General features: G+C 73.6%; 18 protein-coding genes. 9 read left to right on the forward strand and 9 right to left on the reverse strand.

Features of this window, described 5'->3' with window-relative positions:
• Nucleotides 1–13: 13 nt before the first annotated feature.
• On the forward strand, nt 14–1,330 hold the full coding sequence (locus tag AB0M02_RS34445) for a GNAT family N-acetyltransferase (RefSeq protein WP_364234668.1): 1,317 nt from the start codon (nt 14–16) through the stop codon (nt 1,328–1,330).
• Between the two features lie 139 nt (nt 1,331–1,469).
• On the opposite strand, the gene AB0M02_RS34450 is transcribed toward AB0M02_RS34445, so the two are convergent.
• Together AB0M02_RS34450 and AB0M02_RS34455 are read right to left on the reverse strand one after the other, a co-directional pair.
• Nucleotides 1,470–1,790 carry a superoxide dismutase gene (locus tag AB0M02_RS34450; RefSeq protein ID WP_364234670.1) on the reverse strand — a complete coding sequence of 107 codons (321 nt, stop codon included), beginning with the start codon at nt 1,788–1,790 and terminating at the stop codon, nt 1,470–1,472.
• A complete protein-coding gene (locus AB0M02_RS34455) occupies nt 1,787–2,416 on the reverse strand; it encodes a superoxide dismutase (protein WP_364234672.1) in 630 nt (209 codons plus the stop codon). The genes AB0M02_RS34450 and AB0M02_RS34455 overlap by 4 nt, the downstream gene beginning before the upstream one ends.
• A 315-nt stretch (nt 2,417–2,731) precedes the next feature.
• Here AB0M02_RS34455 and AB0M02_RS34460 point away from each other — a divergent pair, with 315 nt between their 5' ends.
• Genes AB0M02_RS34460 through AB0M02_RS34470 form a run of 3 tightly spaced genes read left to right on the forward strand, consistent with a single transcriptional unit; the run spans nt 2,732 to nt 5,030 of the window.
• Nucleotides 2,732–3,316 (forward strand): copper chaperone PCu(A)C, encoded by a 585-nt coding sequence (locus tag AB0M02_RS34460; protein WP_364234674.1) that lies wholly within the window; start codon nt 2,732–2,734, stop codon nt 3,314–3,316.
• A gap of 17 nt (nt 3,317–3,333) precedes the next feature.
• On the forward strand, nt 3,334–4,479 hold the full coding sequence (locus AB0M02_RS34465; protein ID WP_364234872.1) for a Dyp-type peroxidase: 1,146 nt from the start codon (nt 3,334–3,336) through the stop codon (nt 4,477–4,479).
• Nucleotides 4,476–5,030: a copper resistance CopC family protein gene (locus AB0M02_RS34470; RefSeq protein ID WP_364234676.1), complete on the forward strand. Its 555-nt coding sequence runs from the start codon at nt 4,476–4,478 to the stop codon at nt 5,028–5,030. The genes AB0M02_RS34465 and AB0M02_RS34470 overlap by 4 nt, the downstream gene beginning before the upstream one ends.
• Before the next feature lie 14 nt (nt 5,031–5,044).
• On the opposite strand, the gene AB0M02_RS34475 is transcribed toward AB0M02_RS34470, so the two are convergent.
• The 4 genes from AB0M02_RS34475 to AB0M02_RS34490 are packed head-to-tail and all read right to left on the reverse strand — an operon-like array spanning nt 5,045 to nt 7,239.
• Entirely contained in the window at nt 5,045–5,455 is a 411-nt protein-coding gene (locus AB0M02_RS34475) for an arsenate reductase ArsC (RefSeq protein ID WP_364234678.1), read from the reverse strand.
• A complete protein-coding gene (locus AB0M02_RS34480) occupies nt 5,452–6,162 on the reverse strand; it encodes an aquaporin (RefSeq protein ID WP_364234681.1) in 711 nt (236 codons plus the stop codon). The genes AB0M02_RS34475 and AB0M02_RS34480 overlap by 4 nt, the downstream gene beginning before the upstream one ends.
• Before the next feature lie 20 nt (nt 6,163–6,182).
• Nucleotides 6,183–6,872 (reverse strand): helix-turn-helix domain-containing protein, encoded by a 690-nt coding sequence (locus tag AB0M02_RS34485; protein WP_364234683.1) that lies wholly within the window; start codon nt 6,870–6,872, stop codon nt 6,183–6,185.
• Nucleotides 6,873–6,906: 34 nt separating this feature from the next.
• Entirely contained in the window at nt 6,907–7,239 is a 333-nt protein-coding gene (locus tag AB0M02_RS34490) for a YnfA family protein (protein WP_364234685.1), read from the reverse strand.
• A 75-nt stretch (nt 7,240–7,314) separates the two neighbouring features.
• Between AB0M02_RS34490 and AB0M02_RS34495 the strand changes: the two genes are divergently transcribed.
• A complete protein-coding gene (locus AB0M02_RS34495) occupies nt 7,315–9,831 on the forward strand; it encodes an FAD-dependent oxidoreductase (protein ID WP_364234687.1) in 2,517 nt (838 codons plus the stop codon).
• Here the strand turns inward: AB0M02_RS34495 and AB0M02_RS34500 are convergent.
• Together AB0M02_RS34500 and AB0M02_RS34505 are read right to left on the reverse strand one after the other, a co-directional pair.
• Complete coding sequence (locus AB0M02_RS34500; protein WP_364234688.1) at nt 9,818–12,844, reverse strand: AAA family ATPase; 3,027 nt, start codon at nt 12,842–12,844, stop codon at nt 9,818–9,820. The two genes, AB0M02_RS34495 and AB0M02_RS34500, sit on opposite strands and share 14 nt — an antisense overlap.
• A gap of 10 nt (nt 12,845–12,854) precedes the next feature.
• Nucleotides 12,855–15,944 carry an AAA family ATPase gene (locus AB0M02_RS34505; RefSeq protein WP_364234690.1) on the reverse strand — a complete coding sequence of 1,030 codons (3,090 nt, stop codon included), beginning with the start codon at nt 15,942–15,944 and terminating at the stop codon, nt 12,855–12,857.
• Between the two features lie 96 nt (nt 15,945–16,040).
• On the opposite strand from AB0M02_RS34505, the gene AB0M02_RS34510 reads away from it, so the two are divergent.
• From AB0M02_RS34510 to AB0M02_RS34525, 4 genes are all read left to right on the forward strand, one after another.
• Nucleotides 16,041–16,856, forward strand: a complete 816-nt coding sequence (locus AB0M02_RS34510; RefSeq protein WP_364234692.1) for an alpha/beta hydrolase — start codon at nt 16,041–16,043, stop codon at nt 16,854–16,856.
• A 7-nt stretch (nt 16,857–16,863) separates the two neighbouring features.
• On the forward strand, nt 16,864–19,800 hold the full coding sequence (locus AB0M02_RS34515; RefSeq protein WP_364234694.1) for an AAA family ATPase: 2,937 nt from the start codon (nt 16,864–16,866) through the stop codon (nt 19,798–19,800).
• Nucleotides 19,801–19,855: 55 nt separating this feature from the next.
• A complete protein-coding gene (locus AB0M02_RS34520) occupies nt 19,856–20,164 on the forward strand; it encodes a 2TM domain-containing protein (protein ID WP_364234696.1) in 309 nt (102 codons plus the stop codon).
• Nucleotides 20,165–20,256: 92 nt separating this feature from the next.
• A complete protein-coding gene (locus tag AB0M02_RS34525; protein WP_364234699.1) occupies nt 20,257–21,126 on the forward strand; it encodes an AfsR/SARP family transcriptional regulator in 870 nt (289 codons plus the stop codon).
• Here the strand turns inward: AB0M02_RS34525 and AB0M02_RS34530 are convergent.
• Complete coding sequence (locus AB0M02_RS34530; protein WP_364234700.1) at nt 21,109–22,728, reverse strand: FAD-dependent oxidoreductase; 1,620 nt, start codon at nt 22,726–22,728, stop codon at nt 21,109–21,111. The two genes, AB0M02_RS34525 and AB0M02_RS34530, sit on opposite strands and share 18 nt — an antisense overlap.
• Nucleotides 22,729–22,740 lie beyond the last annotated feature (12 nt).

The raw sequence follows: 22,740 nt of genomic DNA on the forward strand, positions 1-22,740 counted from the left end.
CTAGACGTAAGGTATGACAACGGGGACTGTTCGTTACCTAATCCGGCCGGGCCGGCCGTCCGACGCCGCCGAGCTGGCCGACCTGCAAGCATCGGTCCAGCTCCAGCGGGTGACCGGCGGGAAACCGCACCCCGGCATCGCCGCCTGGGTCCACGACCTGCTCGACGGGCATCCGTCGGTCACACCGGACGACTTCCTGGTGGCCGAGGACCCCGCCACCGGCCGCCCGGTCGCCAGCCTCGTCAGCCTGCGCCAGGACTGGGCGCTGACCGGGGTGCGGCTTCCCGTCGCCCAGATCGAACTCGTCGGCACGGCACCGGAGCACCGGGGGAACCGGCTCACCGAGCAGCTGTTCGCGGCGCTGCACCAGCGGCACGCGGCCGACGGCGTGGCGATCCAGATGATCGAGGGGATCCCGTACTTCTACCGGCGGCTCGGTTACGACTACGCGCTGGCCAACGACGGCGCGCCCACACTGCCCGCCGCCGAGCTCCCGCCGCGCGGTGACGCCGGTGACTTCTCGATGCGGCCCGCCACGGCCGCTGACGCGTACGCCCTCGCCGACCTCGACCGGCTGCTCGCGGCCGATGACGTGTGGACCTGCCCCCGGGACGTCGCGGTGTGGCAGTACGAGATCGCCGGGCGCCGGGCGGCCGACTTCGTGCGGCGCGCGGTGGCGGTGCTCGTGAGCGGCACCGACGTGGTGGCGTACCTGGTGTACGGCAACCGGCTCTCCACCGCCGGCGATGTGTTCGTCGTCGCGGCCGGCGCTCTCCGCCCGGAGGACTGGCCCGTGGCGGCCCCGGTGATGCACGCCTACCTCGGCCAGGCCGGCCGGGAGTTCGAGGCCGCCGAGGGCCGGCCGTTCACCGCCGTCCGGTTCCTGCTCGACCCGCGGCACCCGCTGGTCCTGCACGGTCCGCACGGCGTGCCGCAACGCCCCCGCGGCTGGTACGTCCGCGCCGCGGACCCGATCGGCCTGCTCACCCGGCTGCAACCGGCGCTCCGGGCCCGCTGGCAGGCGGCCGGCCTGCGCTGGCCCGAACCGGAACTGACCATCGACACCTACGGCCGGGCCGCCCGGCTGGAGTTCGAGGACGGGACGCTCAAGGCGGTGCACGCGGTACCCGGCGAGGTCAGCCCGCCGACCAGCCCCTCGGTCCACGCCGCGATCCCACCGGCCGCCCTGCTCCAGCTGCTCCTGGGCCACCGAGACCTGCCCGGCCTGCTGGATCACTGGCCGGACTGCCTGCTCCGCGACCGCCGCACCGAGGAGTTCCTGACCGCCGCGTTCCCCACCGTCCCGGTCCACCTCTGGACCCGCACCTGACAGACATCCGCTCCGCCCGCGGCCGGTGGCAGTCTGTACGGCGACCCGTGAGTGCGGAAACTCATGGTGGTCAGCACCGCGTGGCGTTCCGCGCTGCGGCGAACACCCACCACCACGAGAGGTGTCCGGGCCGGCGACGTCAGTCGTCGTCTCCCGGTGGCCCGCCCTGCGCCGCGTCCGCCATCAGCAGGCTCAGTTCCCGCACGAGATCGTCCATCGTCTGGCCGGTCCGGGCGCGGACGAGGTTCAGAGCGAGTTCGGCGAGCAGGCAGAAGCCGCGTGCCCGGGCCCGTTCGTCACCCATCGCCGTCAGCAGTTCCTCGGCGCCGGCGAAGTCGCCGCGGTGTTTGGCCGCGACGACTCCGGCCGCCTGTTGCGCGCTGAGGAACACCGGCCCAGGACCCGTGTCCGCGGGGGTACCGCGCCCCGGGCCGGTGTCCTGCGGGCCGGTGCCGGTCACGGGGCGACGATGATCGGGTTGCCGGCGGCGCGGGCCGCGTCGAACCGCTTGGTCACGTCGGCCCAGTTGACCAGGTTCCACAGCCGGTCGACGTAGTCCGGGCGGACGTTCTTGTACTGCAGGTAGTACGCGTGCTCCCAGGCGTCGAAGACCAGGATCGGCGTGGAGCCCTGCCCGACGTTGCCGTGGTGGTCGTAGACCTGCTCCACGATCAGCCGTTGCGACAGCGGCTCCCAGGCGAGCACACCCCAGCCGGAGCCCTGCACGCCCTTGGTGGCGGTGGACAGCTGGGCGGAGAACGCCTCGAACGAGCCGAAGTGCTCGGCGATCGCCGCGTCGAGCTCGCCCTCGGGCCGGTCGGCGCTGCTGCCCGGCCGCAGGTTGTTCCAGAAGATCGAGTGCAGCACGTGCCCGGACAGGTTGAACGCCAGGGTCTTCTCCAGCCCGACCAGGGTCGAGTAGTCGCCCTTGTCGCGGGCCTCGGCCAGCTGGTCGAGGGTGTCGTTGCTGCCCTTGACGTACGCGGCGTGGTGCTTGCTGTGGTGCAGCTCGAGGATCTGCCCGCTCATGGCGGGCTCCAGCGCGCCGTAGTCGTAGGGCATGTCGGGCAGCGTGTAAACGGCCATCGGGAACCTTCCGGTGATGAATCGGTTCGGAGGGGCCCAGTATGGCCTATTGCAAGTTTATGGCAACTGCAGGATGATGACTTTAAGGGTGAGGGTGTTGCTTGGCCGTGACCCACCACCCGGGGCGGCGCTCGCGTCGTGTCGACAACGAAGGGCGCTCCGGCTCGCGATGATCCAGCCGCCGGAGCGCCCTTCGCCGTGTAGGCCGCCCGGCCCCGGCATGTGAACTTTCCCCCGCGAATCGAAGGGTGCGGGAACTTCCCGGAGCTGAGAGGAGACCAACTCAGCGCAGACCCCCTTCGAGGAACGGACATCATGCCAACCACCCTCATCCACGGCTCTCGCCGGCGGACCCTCGCGGCAGTGGTGCTGGCCGGCGCCATGACGACTCTCGGCCTGGCCGGATGCGGCGGCAACGATGACGCCGCGGGTGCGGGGACTCCCGCGCCCACGCCGTCGGCGATGGTGGCCACGACGCTGACGGTCAAGGACCCGTGGGTCAAGGCCGGGCCGGCCGGTGAGATGACCGCCGCCTTCGGCATCCTGCAGAACGCCACCGCCGCCGACATCACCATCACGGCGGCCGAGTCGCCCGCGTCGCCGATCGAGCTGCACGAGATGACCATGAAGGACGGCAAGATGGTCATGCAGCCGAAGGAGGGCGGCTTCGTGATCAAGGCCGGTGGCAGCCACGAACTCGCGCCCGGCGGTGACCACCTGATGCTGATGAAGCCGGCCGCCGCGATCCAGCCCGGCGACCAGGTGTCGTTCACCCTCAGGCTCGGCGACGGCACGGCTGTGCCGTTCACCGCGATCGCCAAGCCGTTCGCCGGGGCGGAGGAGAGCTACGAGCCGGGCATGTCGCCGTCCGGCATGCCGATGGGCAGCAGCGCCCCGTGACGCCACGACCTCTGCCGGTGAGCAGGCGCGGTCTGCTCGCCGGCGGCGCGGTGGCCGGCATCGGCGTGGTTGCCGGGGCCGGCCAGGGGCCGGTTGCGGCCGCGTCGTCCGGACCTTCCGGAATCGGTACGGGGACCGTACGGTTCCACGGCCCGCGCCAGGCCGGTATCGCCGAGGACCCGCCCGCACACGCCTCGTTCGTGGCGTTCACCCTGGCCCGAGGCACCGACCGGCGGGCGCTGGGCAGGATGTTGCGCCTGCTCACCGACGACGCCGCCCGCCTCACCCAGGGTGTTGCCGCCCTGGGTGACACCGATGCGACCCTGGCCGTCCTGCCGGCCCGCCTGACTGTCACCTTCGGCTTCGGGCCCGGCCTGTTCCGGGCCGCGAGGCTGCCGTCCCCGGTCGCCGACCTGCCCCGCTTCAAGATCGATCGGCTCCAGGACCGCTGGTCCGGCGGCGACCTGCTGGTGCAGATCTGCGCCGACGACCCGCTGACCGTGGCGCACGCCCAGCGCATGTTGATCAAGGATGCCCGCCCGTTCGCCACGGTGCGCTGGGTGCAGACGGGATTCCGGCGCAGCCCCGGGGTGCACGCTCCCGAGCACACCCAGCGCAACGTGATGGGCCAGCTCGACGGCACCGCCAACCCGCGCGGCGCGGAGATCGATCCGGCGGTGTGGAACCCCGACAACTCCAGCACGCTCGTGGTGCGCCGGGTACGTGCCGAGATGGAGACGTGGGACAAGCTGTCGGTGACCGACAAGGAGAACGCGGTCGGGCGCCGCATGGAGTCCGGCGCGCCGTTGAGCGGCAGTCAGGAGCACGACGTACCGGACTTCGCCGTGCTGGACACCTCCGGCCTGCCGCTGATGCCGGACTTCTCCCACGTCACCCGGGCCCGCATCGAGGATCCGGCGCTGAAGATCCTGCGCCGGCCGTACAACTACGACGGCATGCCAGACGCCGCCGGTGTACCGGACTGCGGCCTGATCTTCGCGGCCTACCAACGGGACATCGCCGCCCAGTTCGTCCCGATCCAGCAACGACTCGCCGACAAGGACCTGCTCAACGAATGGATCACCCCGATCGGCTCCGCGGTCTTCGCGATACCGCCCGGCTGCGCCGAGGGCGGCTGGATCGGCGAGCAGGTGCTGGCATGAGGCGGCCGCTCCTGCCGGTCGTGGCGCTGCTGGCGGTCCTGACACCGAGCGTGCCGGCGTGGGCGCACGCCGTGCTCGTGTCGGCGGACCCGGCCAAGAACGGCGTCCTGGTCAAGGCGCCCGGCACGGTCACTCTTCGGTTCAGCGAGCGCCTCAACCCGGACTACACGACGATCGTGATCAGTGATGCGAGCAGGCAGCGGGTCCCGGCAGCGCCCGCCGTCGTCGAGCAGTCGACCGGCAGTGTCACGTTGACCGGGTCGCTGGCGAACGGTACCTACACGGTGGCGTACCGGGTGGTGTCCGTCGACGGCCACACGGTTCAGGGTTCCTACGAGTTCACCCTCGCCGACCCGGTCCTGCCCGCGGCGGCAGTGCCGCAGGCATCGGCCACCGGGGTGCCGGTGTCCCAGGCATCGGCCGCCGCGGCCCGGGAGGAGTCAGCGGGTGTGCCGGGCGGTGTCCTCGGCGGTGCCGTGGCGGCCGGGCTGCTGCTGGTGGCGGTGGGCGTCTGGCTCGTTGCCGGCAGGCGACGGCGGTCGGCACCCTGACCCGGCCGGCGCGGTCAGGCGGGCGGGAGCAGGTCGGCGAGCAGGACCTCGACGCGGGACCTGATGTCGTCGCGGATGGGGCGGACCGCGTCCACGCCCTTGCCGGCCGGATCCTCCAGCTTCCAGTCCTCGTAGCGTTTGCCGGGGAAGACCGGGCAGGCGTCGCCGCAGCCCATGGTGATGATGACGTCGGACTCCCGCGCGGCGTCCCAGGTGAGCCTGGCCGGGGTCTGGCCGGTGATGTCGATGCCGGCCTCCCTCATCGCCTCGACGGCGGACGGGTTGACGGTTTCGGCGGGCTCGGAGCCGGCGGAGCGGACCTCGACCCGGTCGCCGGCGAGGTGGCGCAGCCAGCCGGCGGCCATCTGGGAGCGGCCGGCGTTGTGTACGCAGACGAACAGGACGGTGGGCCTGGTGCCGTTCATGAGCTGCTCCCCTGGAGAATCGGGCGTGCGGTGGGGTAGAGCGCCAGTACGAGACCGGCGCCGATGATCAGGCCGGCGAGCTGGGCGATCACGAAGCCGGGCACCGACGCCGGGGCGATACCGGCGAAGGTGTCGGTGAAGGCGCGGCCGATCGTGACGGCCGGGTTGGCGAAGCTCGTGCTGCTGGTGAACCAGTAGGCGGCGCCGATGTAGGCACCGACCGCCGCCGGGGCGACCGCGGCGCGGCCGGACCGGCCCAGCGCGAAGATCAGCAGGAGCAGACCGGCGACGGCGACGACCTCGCCGAGCCACAGGTGCCCGGCCGCGCGGTCCTTGGCCGAGAAGGTCACGGGCGCCAGGCCGAACATCAGGTTGGCCAGGATCGAGCCGGTGATCGCTCCTGTCGTCTGCGCTGCGGCGTACCCTATGAGGCCTTTGACCGTCAGCCCGGTGCCGGTGCGGCGGCTCAGGAACCAGTCGGCGGCGGAGACCACCGGGTTGAAGTGGGCGCCGGAGACCGGGCCGAACATGAGGATCAGCGCGCCGAGGGCGAACGCGGTGGCGACCGAGTTCTCGAGCAGCTGCAGGCCGACGTCGTTCGGCGACAACTCCACCGCCATGATGCCGGAGCCGACGACGGCGGTGACCAGCAGCGCGGTGCCGAGAAACTCGGCGAGCAGCCGCCGCCACCATGTGATCCGGTGCATGGGACTCCAGGTTGAGCGGGTCAGCCGCGGCCGGCGCGGGTGTCGATGACCGGCGAGATCCGGTCGATGCGGTCGGCGAGGTCGGTGTACGCGGCCTCGAACGCCTCGTCGGTGTCGGCGCGGGAGGGATCGGGCACGGACCAGTGCAGGCGGGGGCGGACCGGGCCGGTGAGGTCCTCGTGGGCGTTGTCGCAGACGGCGATGATCAGGTCGCCGTCGTGGACGATGTCGTCGACGTGGTGAGTGCCGGCCGGGTCGAGGGCCAGGCCGTGCCTGTGCGCGACCCGCACGGCGCGGGGATGGACCCGCTGCGCCGGAAGGGTCCCGGCGGACGCGACGTCGCCGCCGACGCGGTCGCGCCACAGCGCGGCGGCCAGCTGTGAGCGAGCCGAGTTGTGGGTGCAGACGAACACCACTCGCTCGGCGCTGTCGAGCCGTGGAGCGGTGAGTGCGGAGAGCACGCCGGGCACGAGCCGCAGGTAGGTGCGGCGGCGGTCGCCCTCCGAGCGCGTCCTCACCAGCAGCCCGGCTTCGCGCAGGACGTTGACGTGGTGGGCGACGAGGTTGGTGGGCATGCCCAGGCCGGTGGCGATCTCGCCGGGGGAGGCGTCGCCGAGCGTGAGCGCGTCGACGATGGCGAGGCGGGCCGGGTCGCCGAGAGCGGCGTGCACCCGGGCTCGCGCGGCAAGGGACGATGCCTCAGCGTTCATTGACTCAATTATTACTGAGCTACTTCGGTCGGGGTCAACCCCGGGGTGCGTACATGATGACGGCGACGCCGATCAGGCAGACGGTGGCGCCGATGACGTCGTACCGGTCGGGCCGGAATTTGTCGACGAGCATCGCCCAGCCCAGCGAGCCGGCGACGAACACGCCGCCGTAGGCGGCCAGGATCCGGCCGAAGTTCGCGTCGGCCTGCAGGGTGGCGACGAACCCGTAGGCGCCGAGCGCGGCGATGCCGGCGCCGATCCAGAGCACACCCTTGTGCTCGCGGACCCCCTGCCAGATCAGCCAGGCGCCGCCGATCTCGGCGAGCGCGGCGAGGGCGAACAGCAGGACGGAGCGAATGATCGTCACGGTGCAATGCCACCACACGCGCCTGAGTGCGGCCCGTCCAGAACTAATTCAGTGGCGCGGTGTTGGTTGCGCGGTGTGGCCTTCGAAGAAGTCGATGCGGTTGTGATCGGGTCGGGCATGGGTGGGCTCGCCGCCGCCCGGATGCTCGCGCAGTTCGGCGGGAAACGGGTTCTGGTGCTGGAGCAGCACTACACGCCCGGTGGGATGACGCACGAGTTCGCCCGGCAGGGCCGTTACCGGTTCGGGACCGGACTGCACTACATGAGCGGGAACGCCGGACCGTTCCTGAACTTCATGACCGACGGGCGGGTGCAGTTGCAGCCGCTGCCGGACGACTACGACATGCTGCACTTTCCCGGATTCGACTTCGCGGTGCCCGCCGGCCGGGAGCAGTTCCAGGCGCGGCTCACCGAACTGTTCCCGGGCGAGGCGCGGGCTGTCGGCCGCTACTTCCGCAAGGTGCGCCGGGCGATGATCGGGCTCGCGACACGCAATGTGCTGTCGTCGCTGCCGGCGCCCGTACAAAAAATGGGGTTTCCGCTTGTCGAGGGTCTCTTCCCGGCGGCTTACCGGTCGCTGCGGGACGAGGTGAATCGCAGTGTGACCGACCCGCGGTTGCGCGCGATCCTGCAGGCGCGATGGGGTCTGTACGGAACTCCGCCGGCGACGAGCGCGTTCGCCTATCACGCGGCGGTGCCGACGACGTTCTTCCTGGGTGGCACGGCGCATCCGGTGGGTGGCCCGAAAGCGATCAACGAGGTCGTTCTGGAGATCCTCGCCGAGCGGGGCGTCGAGGTGCGGACCCGGCAGCTGGTGCGGCGCGTCGTCGTCGAGCGGGGCCGGGCGGCCGGTGTCGACGTGGTGGACCAGGCCGACGGCCGTGAGTACCGGGTGACGGCGCCGACGGTGGTGTCGGCGGCCGGCGTGCGCAACACCTATGCGCTGCTGGGCCAGGAGGTGGACCTGCCCGCCGAGCCCTCCGCGGTGATGCTGTTCCTCGGGCTGAACCGCTCGCCGGCCGAGCTGGGGGTGCACGGGGAGAACCACTGGTTCATGCCGGACCTGGACGGGGCGCCGCGGGGCACGCTGTACGTCTCGTTCGCCTCGCTGAACAACCCGGCCGCCCGCTTCCACACCGTGGAGCTCCTCGAACTGGTCGACCCCGGTGACTTCGAGCGGTGGCACGGCCGGCCGGAGGGCTACGAGCAGCTCAAGGCGGAGTGGACGAACCGCCTGCTGGACCGGCTGGAGCAGCGGTGGCCCGGCTTCCGGGACCTGGTGGACTTCGCCGAGCTGGCGACCCCACTGACGTTCGAGAACTTCCAGCACAGCGTCCGCGGCTCGTTCTACGGTCTCGCGGCGACCCCGCAACGGCTCCGTTCCCGGGCCGCCGGCACCCGTACCCCGGTGAAGGGGCTGGTGGTGGCCGGTCAGGACGCCTGGGGTTCCGGGGTGGTCGGTGCCCTCGCCGGTGGCCTGATGGCCGCGAACGCGGTGCTCGGCGGGCGGCAGACCGGCGCGATGTGGCGCGCCCTGCTCGCCCCGGTACCGCGGCAGACCGGTGAGTGGCGCGGGTATCTACGGGTGGCCGCGATCGACGCCGTGACCCCGCAGATCAACCGGATCCGGCTGGAGCCGCTCGACGGTGACGCGCTGCCGTTCGGGTTCGTCGCGGGGCAGTATCTGAAGGTCGAGCTGCCGGTGGCGGTGGAGCCGATCGAACGCTCGTACTCGATCTGCAGCGGCCCGCAGGCCACGGGCTATGCCGAGATCGCGGTCAAGCGGGAGCCGGACGGCCTGGGCTCCACGTTCCTGCACGACGAGCTGCGGGTCGGGCAGGCGCTGCGGGTGACCGGGCCGGTGGGCACGTTCACCTGGGCGCCCGGCGACAGCCCCGGCGACGGCACGCTGCTGCTGATCGCCGGCGGCGTCGGTGTGACCCCGCTGATGAGCGTCGTCGCCAGCGCGGCGGCCGCCGGACATCGCGGGCGGATCGTGTTCCTGCTCGGCTGCCGCGGCGAGCCGCCTTTCACCGATGAGCTCGACCGGCTGGCGGCCGTTCTTCCCGGCCTCGAGGTGCACGTATTCCGCAGCGGGCCGGGCGGGTCCGGCCGCATCGATCTCGACGCGCTGCGCACCTGCGCCGCCGGGGCGTCCCGTGTGCACCTGTGCGGGCCGGCGCCGATGATGCAGGACGTGCTGGGGCATCTCGCGGAGCTCGGTGTGCCCCGCGACATCGTGCACACCGAGGCCTTCGTGTCCGGTCGCAGCGGCCAGACCCGCCGGGAGCGGGCGCACGCCGTCGCGCTCGCCGCGCAGCAGGCCGGTGTCGCGGAGTACCGGATCAGGCTGTCCGGCGGCGAGTCGTTCCCGTGCCCGCCGGGTCAGACGGTTCTCGACGCCGCCAACACCGCGCGGGTGCCGTTCCCGCAGTCGTGCGGCGAGGGCGCCTGCGGCACCTGCCGGGTACGGGTGCTCAAGGGCGACTACGAGACCGACACCCGGGGCATGTTCTCCGCGGCGGAGCTCGAGGAGGGCTGGCGGCTGGCGTGTCAGACGCTGCCGACCGGTGACCTGGTCATAGACCGCTGATCAGCTCGGCGGCGCGGCCGGCGAACAGGTGCGACCCCCGCTCTGCGGACCACGCCCGTGCTCGTTCGGCCGCCGCCCGGACCTCGCCGCCGGGCGCGCCGTGTGCCGCCAGCAGGCGGGCACGCACCAGCAGAATCAGGCCCTGTGCGTAGCGTTCGCCGTGGGTGGCGACGGCCCGCTCGGCACGGTCGAGGGCGGTGGCGGCGGAGTCCGTTCGGCCGGCGGCCAGCCACATCTCGGCGATCAGCGCCCACCAGGTGTGCAGCCCGGTCAGGGGCGGGTCGAGCAGGTGGGCGGTGAGCACCTCCTCGGCCCCGGCGGCGGCCGCGGCCGGGTCGTGGCCGGTCACAGCGAGCGCCCAGCACCGGTTCATGCGCAGCTGGGCGCCGAAGAAGCGGAACGAGAAACCGGGGTCCTCGGCGATGCCGCGTTCGGCGGTGCGCAGCGCCCGCGCCGGGTCGCCGGCGAGCGCGGCGATCGTGGACGCGAACGCGGCCCACAGGGTGATGGCGTACGGGTCGTCGCCGGCGGCTTCGAGGGTGTCCAGGACCGGCCCGGCGGCGTCGAGGTCGCCGTGCAGGGCGGAGATCTCGGCGTGCATGCCGGCGGCGATCAGGTGCAGGTCGCGGCGCAGCGAGTACTCGGTGTTCCCGTCGATGTCCTCGAGCAGCGTGCGGTCGGATCGGCTCTGGTACTCGAACGCCGTGCCGATGTCGCCGACGGCCCACTGGTAGATGGCCCACGAGTGCAGGCCGTACGCGCGCAGCATCGGATCGGCCGAGGTCGCCGTCTGCTCCAGGAACTGGCGGGCCAGCCGTTCGGCGCGGTCGAGTTGCAGCCCCTGGCAGTACGCCGCCAGGCGCGAGATCAGGAAGTTGACGGCCTCCTGCTCTCGGCCGAGCTCGCGGGCCAGGTGCTCGGCGCGTTCCAGCAGGCCGGTCGTCGAGCCGGCGTAGCCGGAACCCATGCCGGCGACCGCGGTGAGCAGCGACAGCGCGGTCAGTTCGAGCTCGGCGTGCCCGCTCGTCCGGGCGAGTTGCGCTGACGAGCGCAGGTGCTGCGCGGCCGCTTCGAGGGCGGACTTGGACGCCGCCCGCCGGCCGGCGCAGATCAGCGCGTCGGCGGTCCGGCCCGGGTCGGCGAGCGGCCCGGCGGCCCAGAGGTGGTGGGCGACGCGTTCGGCGACGGATTCAACCTTGGTGTCGCCGGCTTCCAGGGCGTCGGCGACGCGCAGATGCAGCTGGATCTTGCGGTGGGGTGAGGTCGTGGTGGCGACCGATTCGCGGACCAGGTCGTGGGAGAAGCACAGCGCGAACGGGTTGCCGGGGGTGGGCCGGAGCAGGCCCAGTTGCTCGACCGGCTCGAGGCGGTCGAACAGGGTCTGCGCGTCCACGCCGGTGACGCGGGAGAGCAGGCCGAGGTCGACGTCGCGGCCGATGAGCGCGGCGGCCTGCAGCAGGTCACGGGCCTCGTCGCCGAGGCGGGCGACGCGGTCGCGGACGACGTCGCGGACGGTGGACGGCACGGCGGTGATCGTGTCGCCGGCGGCGTGCATCCGGGCCAGCTCCCGGACGAAGAACGGGTTGCCGCCGGTGCGGGCGTGGATGCCGCGGGCCACGCCGTCGCCGGGATCGCGGCCGGTCTCGCGGCGCACCAGTTCGGCGACGTCGGCGGCCCCGAGCGGGCCGAGCCGGATCCGGCGGTGGCCGGGGACCCGGCTGACGGCGGCGAGCAGCCGGGAGAGCTGCGCGTCGGGCGAGGGGGCCCGGTCGCGCAGGGTGCCGATCAGTGCGACACCGGCGGGGAGCCGGCCGGCCAGGTGACCGAACAGCTGCAGGGAGGCGAGGTCGGCCCACTGCAGGTCGTCGACGACCAGCAGCACCGGCTGTTTCGCGGCGACCCGGCCGAGCAGGCCGGCGAGGGCTTCGAAGAGCCGGAACTGGCTTCCGTTGCCGGGCAGCTCGGGCACGCTGTCCGGCTTTCCGAGGAGCGGGCCGAGTTCGCCGGCGAGCCATTCCTGATGGGCGCTCGGAGGCAGCGCGTCGAGGATCCGGTCGGCGGCGCGCATCCACGGCCACATCGTCGGGGCGCCGGTGTCCTCCAGGCAGTGGCCCCAGACGACGTGGGCGCCGTGCCGGGCGGCGTCGCCGGTCACCTCCTCGACCAGCCGGGTCTTGCCGGCGCCCGGCTCGCCCTCGACCAGCACGAGCCCGGTGTCGCCGGCCTGCGCGGACTGCACGGCCTGGCGCAGCACCGCGAGCTCGTCGTCCCGGCCGACCAGGTCACCGTCCGCCCGCTGCTCTGCCGCGGCGGCCCGCAACGCGGGGCCGGGATCGATGCCGAGCTCACCGGCGAGCCGGTCACGGACGAGCCGGTACGCCGTGTCCGCGTCGGCGGTGTGCCCGGCCGCGGTCAGCAGTCTCACGAGGGCGGCGTGAACCGGCTCGTGCAGCGGCGCCATCGACGCGGCCAGGCGCAGCGGGGCCAGCAGACGATCCGGCCGGCCCAGGGCAGCAGCGAGGTGGGCGGCCGCGGTGCAGGCGTCGAAGAACTCGTCGTCGAGGGTGGCGAACTCCGGAGCCGGCGGCAGTCCCTGTCCGGCCGGCCCGCGCCACAGCTCCAGTGCCCGCCCGTACAGGTCGAGGGCCGGGCCGCCGGTGGTCCGCCCGGCCCGGTGGACGAGGTCCCGGAACTCGGAGAGGTCCAGCATCGCGGGCGGCGCGTCGAACAGGTAGCCGTTGCCGTGGCGGTGCAGGTACGAACCGGTCGCCCGCGCCGGCAGGGTGGGTTCGAGCAGCCGGCGCACCGCGCCCACGTACTTCTGGACGATGTTGAGGGCGCTGGGCGGGACGTCGTCGTCCCAGAGCAGATCGATCAGTTCGTCGGTGCTGACCGGCTGCCCGGCTCGGGCCAGCAACACGGCGAGCAGGAAGGTCTGCTGTCTCGGGCCGGTGTCCACCTCGACGCCGCCGCGCCATAGCCGCGGCTGCCCGAGGATGTCGGCACGGAGCATTCCCGGCTCCTCAGCTGTCGAGTTCACGGAGCAGGTCCCCGGCGCGGCGGGCGTACAGGTGGGCCTCGCGGTCCTCGGACAGCGACCGCGCCCGTTCGGCCGCGGCCCGCACGACGGTGCCCGGCTCGCCGCGGGCCCGCAGCAGGTGTGCGCGGATCAGCAGGACGAGTCCCTCGGGATAGCGCTGGCCGAACGTGTCCAGTGCCCAGTCGGCGCGGTCGAGGGCGGCGGCCGCGGCGTCCGGCCGGCCGGCCGCCAGGTGGGCCTCGCCGAGCAGCGCGAACCAGGTGGCGACACAGGAGATCGCCGGGTCGAGCAGGTTGTTCGTGATCAGCTGCTCCATGCGCGCGGCGGCGCCGGCCGGGTCCTCACCGGTCATCGCCCGCGCCCAGTTCCGGGCCAGCCGCAGATAGGTGCCCTGGAAGACGAAGGAGAACTCGGGGTCGACGGCGATGCCGCGTTCGGCGGCCTGCCGCGCCCGGACCGGATCGCCGGCGTTCGCCGCGGTCCGCGCGGCCATCGAGGCCCACACGGTGATCATGTACGGGTCGTCGCCCGCGGCCGCCTCCAACGTGTCGAGCAGCGTCGTCGCGGTGCCGAGGTCGCCGTGCTGCGCGGTCATCTCCGCGTAGATCGCCGCCGGCAGCATCTGCAGGTCGTGGCGCAGCGGGTCGTCGGCGCGGCGGGCGGCGTGACCGTCCAGGGTCCGGCTCGCCCGGTCGAGGTGGCGCACGCCCTGCCCGATGTTGCCCATGTCCCACTGGTGGATGCCCCACGCCATCAGGCCGTACGCCTTGATGGTCGGATCGGTGGCGGCCTCGCCCTGCTCGAACAGCAGCTGGGCCAGCGGGGTGGCTCGGTCGAGTTCGATGGTCTGGGCGTACCCGGCCCAGCGGGAGAACAGGAAGTCGGCCGCCTCCCGTTCGCGGCCGAGCCGGCGAGCCAGGTGCTCGGCCCGTTCGAGCAGGTCGAGGGCCGCGCCGCCGCCGTACAGCGACCGCATGCCGACCACGGCGGCGAGTTGCTTGAGGGCGGACAGCTCCAGTTCGGCCAGGCCCGCGGTGCGGGCGACCTGGGTGGCGGAGCGCAGCTGACGTTCGGCGGCGTCGAGCCCGGACTTGGCCGCGGCGCTGCTTCCGGCGTGCACGAGGGCGAGCGCGGTGCGGGCCGGGTCGGCGAGCGGGCCGGCGGCCCACAGGTGGTGGGCGAGGCGCTCGGCGTCGGGCGAGGTCTGCTCGAGAGCGTCGGCGAGCCTGAGATGCAGCCGGGGACCGGAACCCGGCGGGGTGGCGGCGATGACGGATTCGCGGACCAGGTCGTGCGCGAAGCGTACCGAGAACGGGTCGCCGGGTGCCGGGTCGAGCAGGCCGAGGGCCTCGGCGGGCTCCAGCTGCGCGAGGCAGGTGTGCGCGTCCAGGTCGGCGGCGCGGGCGAGCAGCCGGATCTCGACGTCGCGGCCGGCGATCGCGGCCAGTTGCAGCAGGGCGAGGGCGCCGGTGCCGAGGCCGGTCATCCGGTCCCGGACGACGTCGCGGACGGTGGCCGGCACGGCGGCGCGGGTCGCCGCCTCGACGGTGATGACACCCTGGTCGGTGGCGAGCAGCCGGGACAGCTCCCGGACGAAGAACGGGTTGCCCGCGGTCCGGGCATGGATCCGGCGGGCGACGCCGGCGCTGGGGCTGCGGCCCGTCTCGCGGCGGACGAGCTCGGCGACCTCGCCGGCGGCCAGGGGACCGAGCCGGATGCGGCGGTGACCGGGAACCCGGCTGGCCGCGGCCAGCAGCCGGGTGAGTTCCGAACCGGGAACGGGCGCCCGGTTGCGCAGGGCACCGATCAGCACGGCGCCTCGCGGCAGGCGGGCGGCCAGGTGGCTCAGCACCTGCAGCGAGGAGCCGTCGGCCCACTGCAGGTCATCGATGATCAGTACGGTGGGCCGGCGGGCTGCTACCTGGGCTACGACGGCGGCGACCTGCTCGAACAGCCGGAACTGGGCGCCGCCGTCGGGCATCGTGGACTCGCCCCGCACGCCGTTGCCCGGTTGCACCAGCCGGCCGAGCTCGCCGTCCAGCCGCTGCCGGCGCTCGCCGGGGGACAGGGTGCCGAGCAGGGCTTTGACGGCCTGCGTCCACGGCCACATCGATGGGGTGCCGTCGCCGGCGAGGCAGCGGCCCCAGACGACCAGGGCGTCCGGCCGGCCGGCACCGGCCTCTTCGAGCAGGCGGGTCTTCCCGACGCCGGGCTCGCCCTCGACCAGGACGAGGCCGGTGCCGCCGGACAGCGCGGAGTCCACGGCCTGGCGCACAATCCGGGCCTCGTCGGCCCGGCCGACCAGCGTGCGGCGGGTCGTCTCGGCGGCGGGCGACGGCGCGGCCGTCAGCACCCGCTGGTGCGCGGTGGTCAGCTCCGGCCCGGGGCGGACGCCGAGCTCGTCGGCGAGACGCGTGCGGGTGGCCGCGAACTGCGACAGCGCCTCGGCCTGCTGCCCGCCGGTGCCCAGCGCGAGGACGAGGCTCGCCTGGACCGGCTCGTGCAGCGGTGCCATGGCGGCCGCCCGGCGCAGGTGTGCGAGCACCCGGCCGGGCTGTCGCAACGCCACGGCGACCTCGGTGGCGGCCACACACGCGCCGAGGAACTCGCCGTCGAGCCCGGCACCGGCGGGCGCCGCCGCCGGCCCGTGCCAGAGGTCCAGCGCCATGATGTACGCGTCGAGCGCCCGCTCACCCGCCGCCTGCCCGGCATCGGTCACCAGGTCGCGGAAGTCCGTCAGGTCCAGCACGCCGGGAGCCGGGCGGAACAGGTAGCCGTTGTTGTGCCGCAGCAGGTAGGAGCCGGGCTCACGGGCGGTGAGGCCGGGTTCCAGCAGGTGCCGCAGCGTCCCCACGTACTTCTGGATGATGTTCTGTGCGGTCGCCGGGGCGTCGTCCTCCCAGATCAGGCCGGTCAGCTCGGTGGTGCTCAGCGGCCGGCCGGCGTGTGACAGCAGCGCGGCGAGCAGGCAGGCCTGCTGGCGGGGGCCGGGATCGATCTCGGCGCCGTCACGCCAGATCCGAAGTGGGCCGAGGATCTGCAGACGCAGGGCGCCACGAGCGGTTCCGGCCACGGAACGTGAGCCTATCGTCCTCCTCGGCTCGCATCCAGACGCCGTTCAGAGCGATTTCCTAGCGTCGTCCGCAGATCTGCCGAAGGGGGAGAAACGGTGCGGAACAAGGGGATGCGGGTGGCGGTCGCCGCGCTCGCGATCGCGGGGACGGGTCTGTTCGCGGTGAGCGCGGACGGCGCGTACGCGGGTGGCCGGCCCGGTCCGAAGCCGACGATCGTGCTGGTGCACGGTGCGTTCGCCGACAGCAGTGGCTTCGCCGCGGTGGCGAGGCGGCTCCTGGACGACGGCTATCCGGTGGTGGCGGCGGCGAACCCGTTGCGCGGGCTGTCGTCGGACGCCGCGCAGGTGCGGGCGCTGCTGGACACGATCACGGGGCCGATCGTGCTGGTCGGGCACTCGTACGGTGGCGCGGTGATCTCGGCGGCCGCCGCCGGGGACCCGGACGTGAAAGCGCTCGTCTATCTGGCCGCGTTCGTGCCGGCGGCCGGTGAGAGCGCGGAGCAGCTGGTGAACAGGTTCCCGGGCAGCACCGTGGGCGAGTCGCTCAAGGCGGTGCCGCTGCCGGACGGGCAGGTCGACCTCTACATCGACCCGGCGGTGTTCCCGGCGCGTTTCGCCGGCGACGTGCCGCCGAAGGACGCGGCGGTGTACGCGATCACCCAGCGCCCGGCCTCCGGAGCGGCGCTGGGCGAACCGGCGTCCGGGCCGCAGGCATGGCAGACGATCCGCAACTACAACCTGATCAGCGGCGCGGACCGGATCATTCCCCCGGCGGCGCAGCGGTTCATGGCCGAACGCGCCGGCGCCGAGGTGCGGGTGGTCCGGGGCGCCTCGCATCTGGTGTTCGTGTCGCAGCCCGGCACGACCGTCGCGTTCATCGAGAAGGCGGCCCGCGAGACGGTGCACCTATGATCGCGGAATGGCATGGCCACGCCTGACGTTGCTCGGCCCACTGAGGATCCGGCGTGACGATGCCGAACTGGATGCCGGACCGCCCCAGCAGGCGTTCCTGCTGGCGGTTCTGGCGGCCCGTGCCGGCGAGACGGTCAGCAGCACGGAACTCGTCGAGCTGATCTGGGACGACGACGTCCCGGCAAGCGCGCACAACATCATCCAGAAGTACGCCGGCGCGTTGCGGCGGCTGCTGGAGCCGGACCTCGCCGCCCGCGAGCCCGGCTCCTATCTGGTGCGCCACGGCGACGGCTACCTGTTCCAGCCGGCACCCGGCATGCTCGACGTCGCCGAGTTCCGCGCATTGCTCGACCGGGCCCGTGCCTCGTTCGGTGACCAGGCCCTCGACTGCTATGTGGAGGCGCTGGACCTCTGGCACGGACCGGCGGCCGAGGGACTGCCACCCGCGGCGAGCTTCGCGGCGCTCAACCGCGAGTTCCTCGGCGCCTGCGTGACCGCGACCGGCCTGGCCCTGTCGCGGGGCCGGCCGGCGCAGCTGCTCGGGCCGCTGCGCCTGGCCGCGCGGATGGCCCCGGACGACGAGCGCGTGCGGACGAGCCTGGCCGGGGTGCTGGCCGCCGTCGGAAAGGAGACCGGAGTGCCGGGCGCGGGCCTGGTCGGGCGGGCCGAGGAGTTCGCCGTGCTGCGGCAGTCGGTGGTTGCGGGGCTCGGCGGCGGCTCGGCCGTGGTGGTCGTGGAGGGCGAGCCGGGCGCCGGTAAGACCCGTCTGCTGGAGGAAGCCGCCGCGGTGGCCGGGCGGCTCGGCGCGCTCGTGGTGTGGGGTCGCTGCCTGGAGGGCGACGGCACGCCGTCGATGTGGCCGTGGGTGGAGGCGGTCCGTGCGCTGATCGAGAGCCTGCCGCAGGCCGTCCGCCGGCGATGGCAGGACGGTGAGCTGGGCCGGCTCGTCGAGCCGCGCGGTGGCCCGCCGGCCGGGCCGATCCTGCCGGACAGCGGCTCACAGTTCCGCCTGTTCGAGCAGGCCGTCGACGCCCTCGCGCAGGTCGCCGCCGGGCAGCCGGTGGTCCTGATGGTCGACGACCTGCAGTGGGGCGACGTGGCGTCGCTGCACATGTTCGCGCACCTGGCGGCGCGGCTGCCCGGCGCGGTCGTGATGATCGGCGCGCTGCGTGACCGGGCGCCGGCACCCGGCTCCGAGCTGGCCCGGCTGCTGGCAGCGGTGAGCCGGGCACCGGGGCACCGCCGGATCCGGCTCGGACCGCTCGGCCCGGCCGAGGTGGCCGAACTGGTCCGCCGCGAGACCGGCCACGCTCCGGGCGACGGGGTGGCCCGGGGGATACACGCGCGGACCGCGGGCAACGCGTACTTCGTCCGCGAGCTCGCCCGGCTGCTCGCCGACGGCGGCAGCATCACCGCCGTCCCGTCGACCGTCCGCGACGTCGTCCAGGACCGGATCCTGCTGCTCGACGACGATGCCCGCGACCTCCTGCAGGCCGCCGCGCTGATCGGCCGCGACGTCGACCTGAGCCTGCTCGCCCGGGCGGCCGGCCTGGACGTGCAGACATGCCTCGACCACCTGGCGCCCCTGGACGCGCTCGGCCTGCTCGAAGCGGCGCCGGGCAACCCGTACCTGGTCCGCTTCCCGCACGACCTGGTCCGCGAATCGGTCGCCGGGACGACACCGGCCCGGTCGGCGGCCCGCGCGCATCTCCGGATCGCCGACGCCCTGCAGAACCGGGGGTCCGCCGAGCAGCTCGCCCACCACCTGTGGGAGGCCGGCCCGCTGGCGGACCCCGCCCGGACCTCCGGCGCGCTGCTGCGGGCGGGCCGCCAGGCGGCCGGCAAGTCCGCGCTCGAGGCCGCCGAACGCCACCTGCACGCCGCCGCGCAGGTCGCCCGCACCGCCGGCCTCGACACCTCGGAGCTGTCGGCGCTGTCCGAGCTCACCGCCGTGGCCGGTATGCGGTCGGGATACGTCGGCTCCGCGCTGGACCTGCTGGAACGCGCCGAGGACCTGGCGCGGCGGCTCGGCCGCGAACGAGAGGCCGCGGACTTCCTGTTCTCCCGGTGGGCCGCGCACTCGCAGGGTATCCAGCTGGACCGGGCCGGGCGCCTGGCACGCCGGCTGCGCCAGCAGGGCGAGAACTCGGCCGATCCGGTCGTGCGCGCGTACGGCCTGCACGCGTGGGGCATCCACCAGTGGGACATCGGCGACATCGGCGAGGCGTACCGGTATCTCAGCCAGTCCAACCGGACCATGCTCGACGAGCTCACCGACCGGGCCGACGAGGCGCTGCGCCACGACCTGCAGCTGCTGTCACCGGTGATGCTGGCGCTGATGACCGCCCTGTCCGGGCGGCTCGGCGACGCGCGGGAACTGCTCGCCACGCTGGAGGCGGCGGCCGGCGACGACTCGTACCCCCTGACCGTGTGGGCCGCGTTCGCGGTGACCGTCGCGGCGCTCGCCGGTGACCCGGCGGAGGCGCGGCGGGCCGCCGAACGCGGTATCGCCGCCGACCCCGACATGACGTTCGTGTTCCTCGGCGGCTACCAGCGGCTCGCCCGGTGCTGGGCGCGCGCGGTGACCGGCGAGGACCCGGCCGGCGCGGCGGCCGAGGCGCAACGCCTGATCGCCGTGGCCCTGCTGGACCCGCCGCGATCCGGCGTGGCCACCTGGTACGGGCTGCTCGCCGAGATGTGGCTGGCCGCGGGACAACCGGGCGAGGCCGCCGCCGCGCTCGACCGGGCCGACTGGTTCCTCGAGACCCACGGCCAGCGCTATCCGGAAGCCCTGGTCCTGCTGATCAGGGCGCGCGTCATGCGGGCCGCGGGCGAGCCGGCCGACCGGGTCCGGGCGGTCGCCGCCATGGCACGGGCGCTGGCGGCCGAGCGCGGCGCGCACCTGTTCGCGGAACGCGCGACCCGGTACCTGGCCTCGCTGTAGCGGCGTCCAGATCCGATTCAGAACGCGTTCAGTACGCCTTCCTATCGTCCTCGACATGAAGAGTCATCCCTCGGCCGGCGCCGATCCCGATCCCGATCCGGTGCGGGCGCGTGCCATCCGGCAGCTGCACCTCAAGCGCGGCCTGCAGGTGCACGCGCTGATCTACGTGATGGCCAACCTCATTCAGGTGGTCGTCTGGTTCGCGTACACCTCCGACCAGTTCTTCTGGCCACTGTGGTCGATCCTCGGCTGGGGCATCGGGCTGGTGTTCCACGCGTGGGCGGTCTACTCGGGTTCCGGCCTCGACGAGGCGCGCATCGAGCGCGAGATCAACCGCATCACCGGCGGCCCCGGCGTTCAGTAGGCGTCAACAGCGGCTCCCGGATAGTTCAGTGGCTTCCCCGAAGGTGGACGTGCCGGCGCCGCCGGCCCCGCACGTCGGTCGAGGGGGAAGCGTTGAGGGAGCCGGGCACGTTACGTTTCGAGATTCTGGGACCGCTACGGCTCTGGCGCGGTGAGACCGAGCTGGACGCCGGCCCGCACCAGCAGCGATCCCTTCTCAAGGTCCTGCTGGCCGCGGCCGGGCAGCCGCTGGGCATCCACGACCTGATCGGCCTGATCTGGGAGTCCGAGCCCCCGTCGAGCGCGGTGAACATCGTCCACAAGTACGTCAGCGGGTTGCGCCGCGTCCTGGAACCCGGCCTGGCCGCACGCGACTGCGGCACCTACCTGCTGCGGCAGGGCGGTGGGTACCGGCTGAGTCTCGGCTCGGCCGTCGCCGACCTGCCGGCGTTCCGGCGGCACCTGGCCGACGCCGCGGCGTGCGAGAGCATGGGCGCCCCGGCGCGGGCGCTCGACCACTACACCGATGCCCTGCGGCTGGTCCGGGGACCCGCCGGCGGCGCACCGGCCGAGACGGTCCGGGCGGCGGCCGTCTTCACCGTCTTCGACAGCCTGTTCTTCGACGCGGCCGTCGCGGCCACCGAGATCGCCGTCCGGCTCGGCCGGTCCGCCGAGGTGCTGCCCGCCCTGCGGCTCGCGGCCGGCATGAACCCGCTGCACGAGCCCGTACACGCGAGCCTGATCACCGCGCTCGCCGCGGCCGGCCGGCAGGCGGAGGCTCTCGCGACCTACCGGACGATCCGCGGGCTGCTCGACGAGGACCTGGGCATCGACCCGGGGCCGGCGCTGATCGAGGCGCAGCGGCGGGTACTGACCCGGACCGTTCCGGGCCACGAGGCCTCGCCCGCGTGCGCCCGGTGCCGCAGAACTCACCGGCGAGCGCGACCCTCCCGGGGATGGCGGCGTTCACCGGTGCGGGCCTGACGCACGCTCGCCGGCCAGCACGGCGTGCACCGAGGACACGGCGCTGGCCCCCTCGCCGACCGCGGTGGCGACCCGCTTGATCGACCCGGAGCGCAGGTCGCCCACCGCGAAGACCCGGGAGCTGCTCGTCTGGAACGGCAGCGCCGCACGCCCGTCGGTACGCACGAAACCGCGCTCGTCCTTGGCGACACCGGTGAGCCAGTCCGACACCGGGTCGGCGCCGATGAAGCAGAACAACGCCCGGCAGTCGATCCGCCGGCCGTCCTCGCCGTCGTGGCCCACGACTATCGACTCCAGCGTGCCGGTGCCCAGCAGGTCGCGGACCGTCGTGCCGGTGTGCAGGCGGATCGCCGGGTGCGTACGGATCCGGTCGGTCAGATAGGACGACATCCGGGCGCCCAGGTCGCCGCCGCGGACGATCAGGCTGACGGCGGCGCCACCGGCCGCCAGTGACAGGGCCGCCTGCCCGGCCGAGTTGGCGCCGCCGAGTACGGTGACCGGCTGACCCTCGTAGCCGCGCACGTCCAGCTCACCCGCCGCGTACCGGATGCAGCCCGCCCGTTCGAACGCCGCCCACCGCGCGATGTCGAGACGCCGGTACTGCGCGCCGGTGGCGGCGATCACCGCCCGGGACACGACCCGCGAGCCGTCGGCCAGGACGACCGCCGGTCGGCGCGGGTCGGACAGGTCGAGGCCGGTGACGGCACAGGGCGAGAAGATCCGTACCCCGAACTTCAGGGCCTGGATCATCGCGAGCCGGGTCAGCGCCTCGCCGCTGACGCCCTGCGGAAAGCCGAGGTAGTTCTCGATTCGGGCGCTCTTGGCGGCCTGCCCGCCGATGCCCGAGCGGTCGAGCAGCACGGTGACCAGGCCCTCGGACGCGGCGTAGACGGCGGCGGCCAGACCGGCCGGTCCGCCGCCGACCACGACCAGGTCGGCCGGCCGGTCGCCGGCGCGGTAGGTGAGCCCGAGCGCCTCGGCCAGCGCACCGGGTGTCGCCCGCCGCAGGACCGAACCGTTGATCACGGCGGCGGGCAGGTCCGGCTCGGCGATCGCGGCCGAGCGCATCAGGGCGGCCCCGGGAACCGCGCCGGCGTCGAGCCAGGCGTGCGGCAGCAGCAGCTGGGACACGTACGTGCGCAGCTCCCGCGCGGCGGCGTCACCGGGCCGGCCGACGATCTCCAGGGCGTTGCCGGCCGCCGCCCGGATGGTGTCGCGGCGGGCCCGGAACGCCGCGATCAGCACGTCGGCGATGTCGACCTGCTCGGCCAGCACGCGGCGCAGCCCTTCCGCACCCACCCGGATCACCGTCCCGGCGCCCACCACCCGCGCGGTCAGATAGACGTGCTGGCCGGTGAGCAGGCTCAGCTCACCGAGGAAGTCACCGGGGTGACCCTGGTAGACGCGCCGTTCCGGCTCGATCGTGGTCGCCTCGCGGACGATGTCGACGGTCGCCGAGCGCAACAGGAACAGGTCGTACGTGTCGTCACCGGTGACGTAGAGCCGGCGGCCGCTCTCGGCCCGCTCCGGTTCGCCGTACGCGGCGAGCCGCCGGAACTGCTCGTCGTCCAGGCGCGGCCCGCTCGGTGGGTTGTCGGTCATCGTGATGCCCTC

This window comes from Actinoplanes sp. NPDC051861, assembly GCF_040681145.1.
In the GTDB taxonomy this organism is placed as follows: Bacteria; Actinomycetota; Actinomycetes; order Mycobacteriales; family Micromonosporaceae; genus Actinoplanes.

What these genes read in the sequence shown, in the direction of transcription:
- AB0M02_RS34500 (WP_364234688.1), bottom strand. Translation starts at nt 12,844, where the DNA reads ATGCTCCGTGCCGACATCCTCGGGCAGCCGCGGCTATGGCGCGGCGGC.
- AB0M02_RS34445 (WP_364234668.1), top strand. Translation starts at nt 14, where the DNA reads ATGACAACGGGGACTGTTCGTTACCTAATCCGGCCGGGCCGGCCGTCC.
- AB0M02_RS34455 (WP_364234672.1), bottom strand. Translation starts at nt 2,416, where the DNA reads ATGGCCGTTTACACGCTGCCCGACATGCCCTACGACTACGGCGCGCTG.
- AB0M02_RS34485 (WP_364234683.1), bottom strand. Translation starts at nt 6,872, where the DNA reads ATGAACGCTGAGGCATCGTCCCTTGCCGCGCGAGCCCGGGTGCACGCC.
- AB0M02_RS34530 (WP_364234700.1), bottom strand. Translation starts at nt 22,728, where the DNA reads ATGACCGACAACCCACCGAGCGGGCCGCGCCTGGACGACGAGCAGTTC.
- AB0M02_RS34475 (WP_364234678.1), bottom strand. Translation starts at nt 5,455, where the DNA reads ATGAACGGCACCAGGCCCACCGTCCTGTTCGTCTGCGTACACAACGCC.
- AB0M02_RS34520 (WP_364234696.1), top strand. Translation starts at nt 19,856, where the DNA reads ATGAAGAGTCATCCCTCGGCCGGCGCCGATCCCGATCCCGATCCGGTG.
- AB0M02_RS34515 (WP_364234694.1), top strand. Translation starts at nt 16,864, where the DNA reads ATGGCATGGCCACGCCTGACGTTGCTCGGCCCACTGAGGATCCGGCGT.
- AB0M02_RS34470 (WP_364234676.1), top strand. Translation starts at nt 4,476, where the DNA reads ATGAGGCGGCCGCTCCTGCCGGTCGTGGCGCTGCTGGCGGTCCTGACA.
- AB0M02_RS34460 (WP_364234674.1), top strand. Translation starts at nt 2,732, where the DNA reads ATGCCAACCACCCTCATCCACGGCTCTCGCCGGCGGACCCTCGCGGCA.
- AB0M02_RS34480 (WP_364234681.1), bottom strand. Translation starts at nt 6,162, where the DNA reads ATGCACCGGATCACATGGTGGCGGCGGCTGCTCGCCGAGTTTCTCGGC.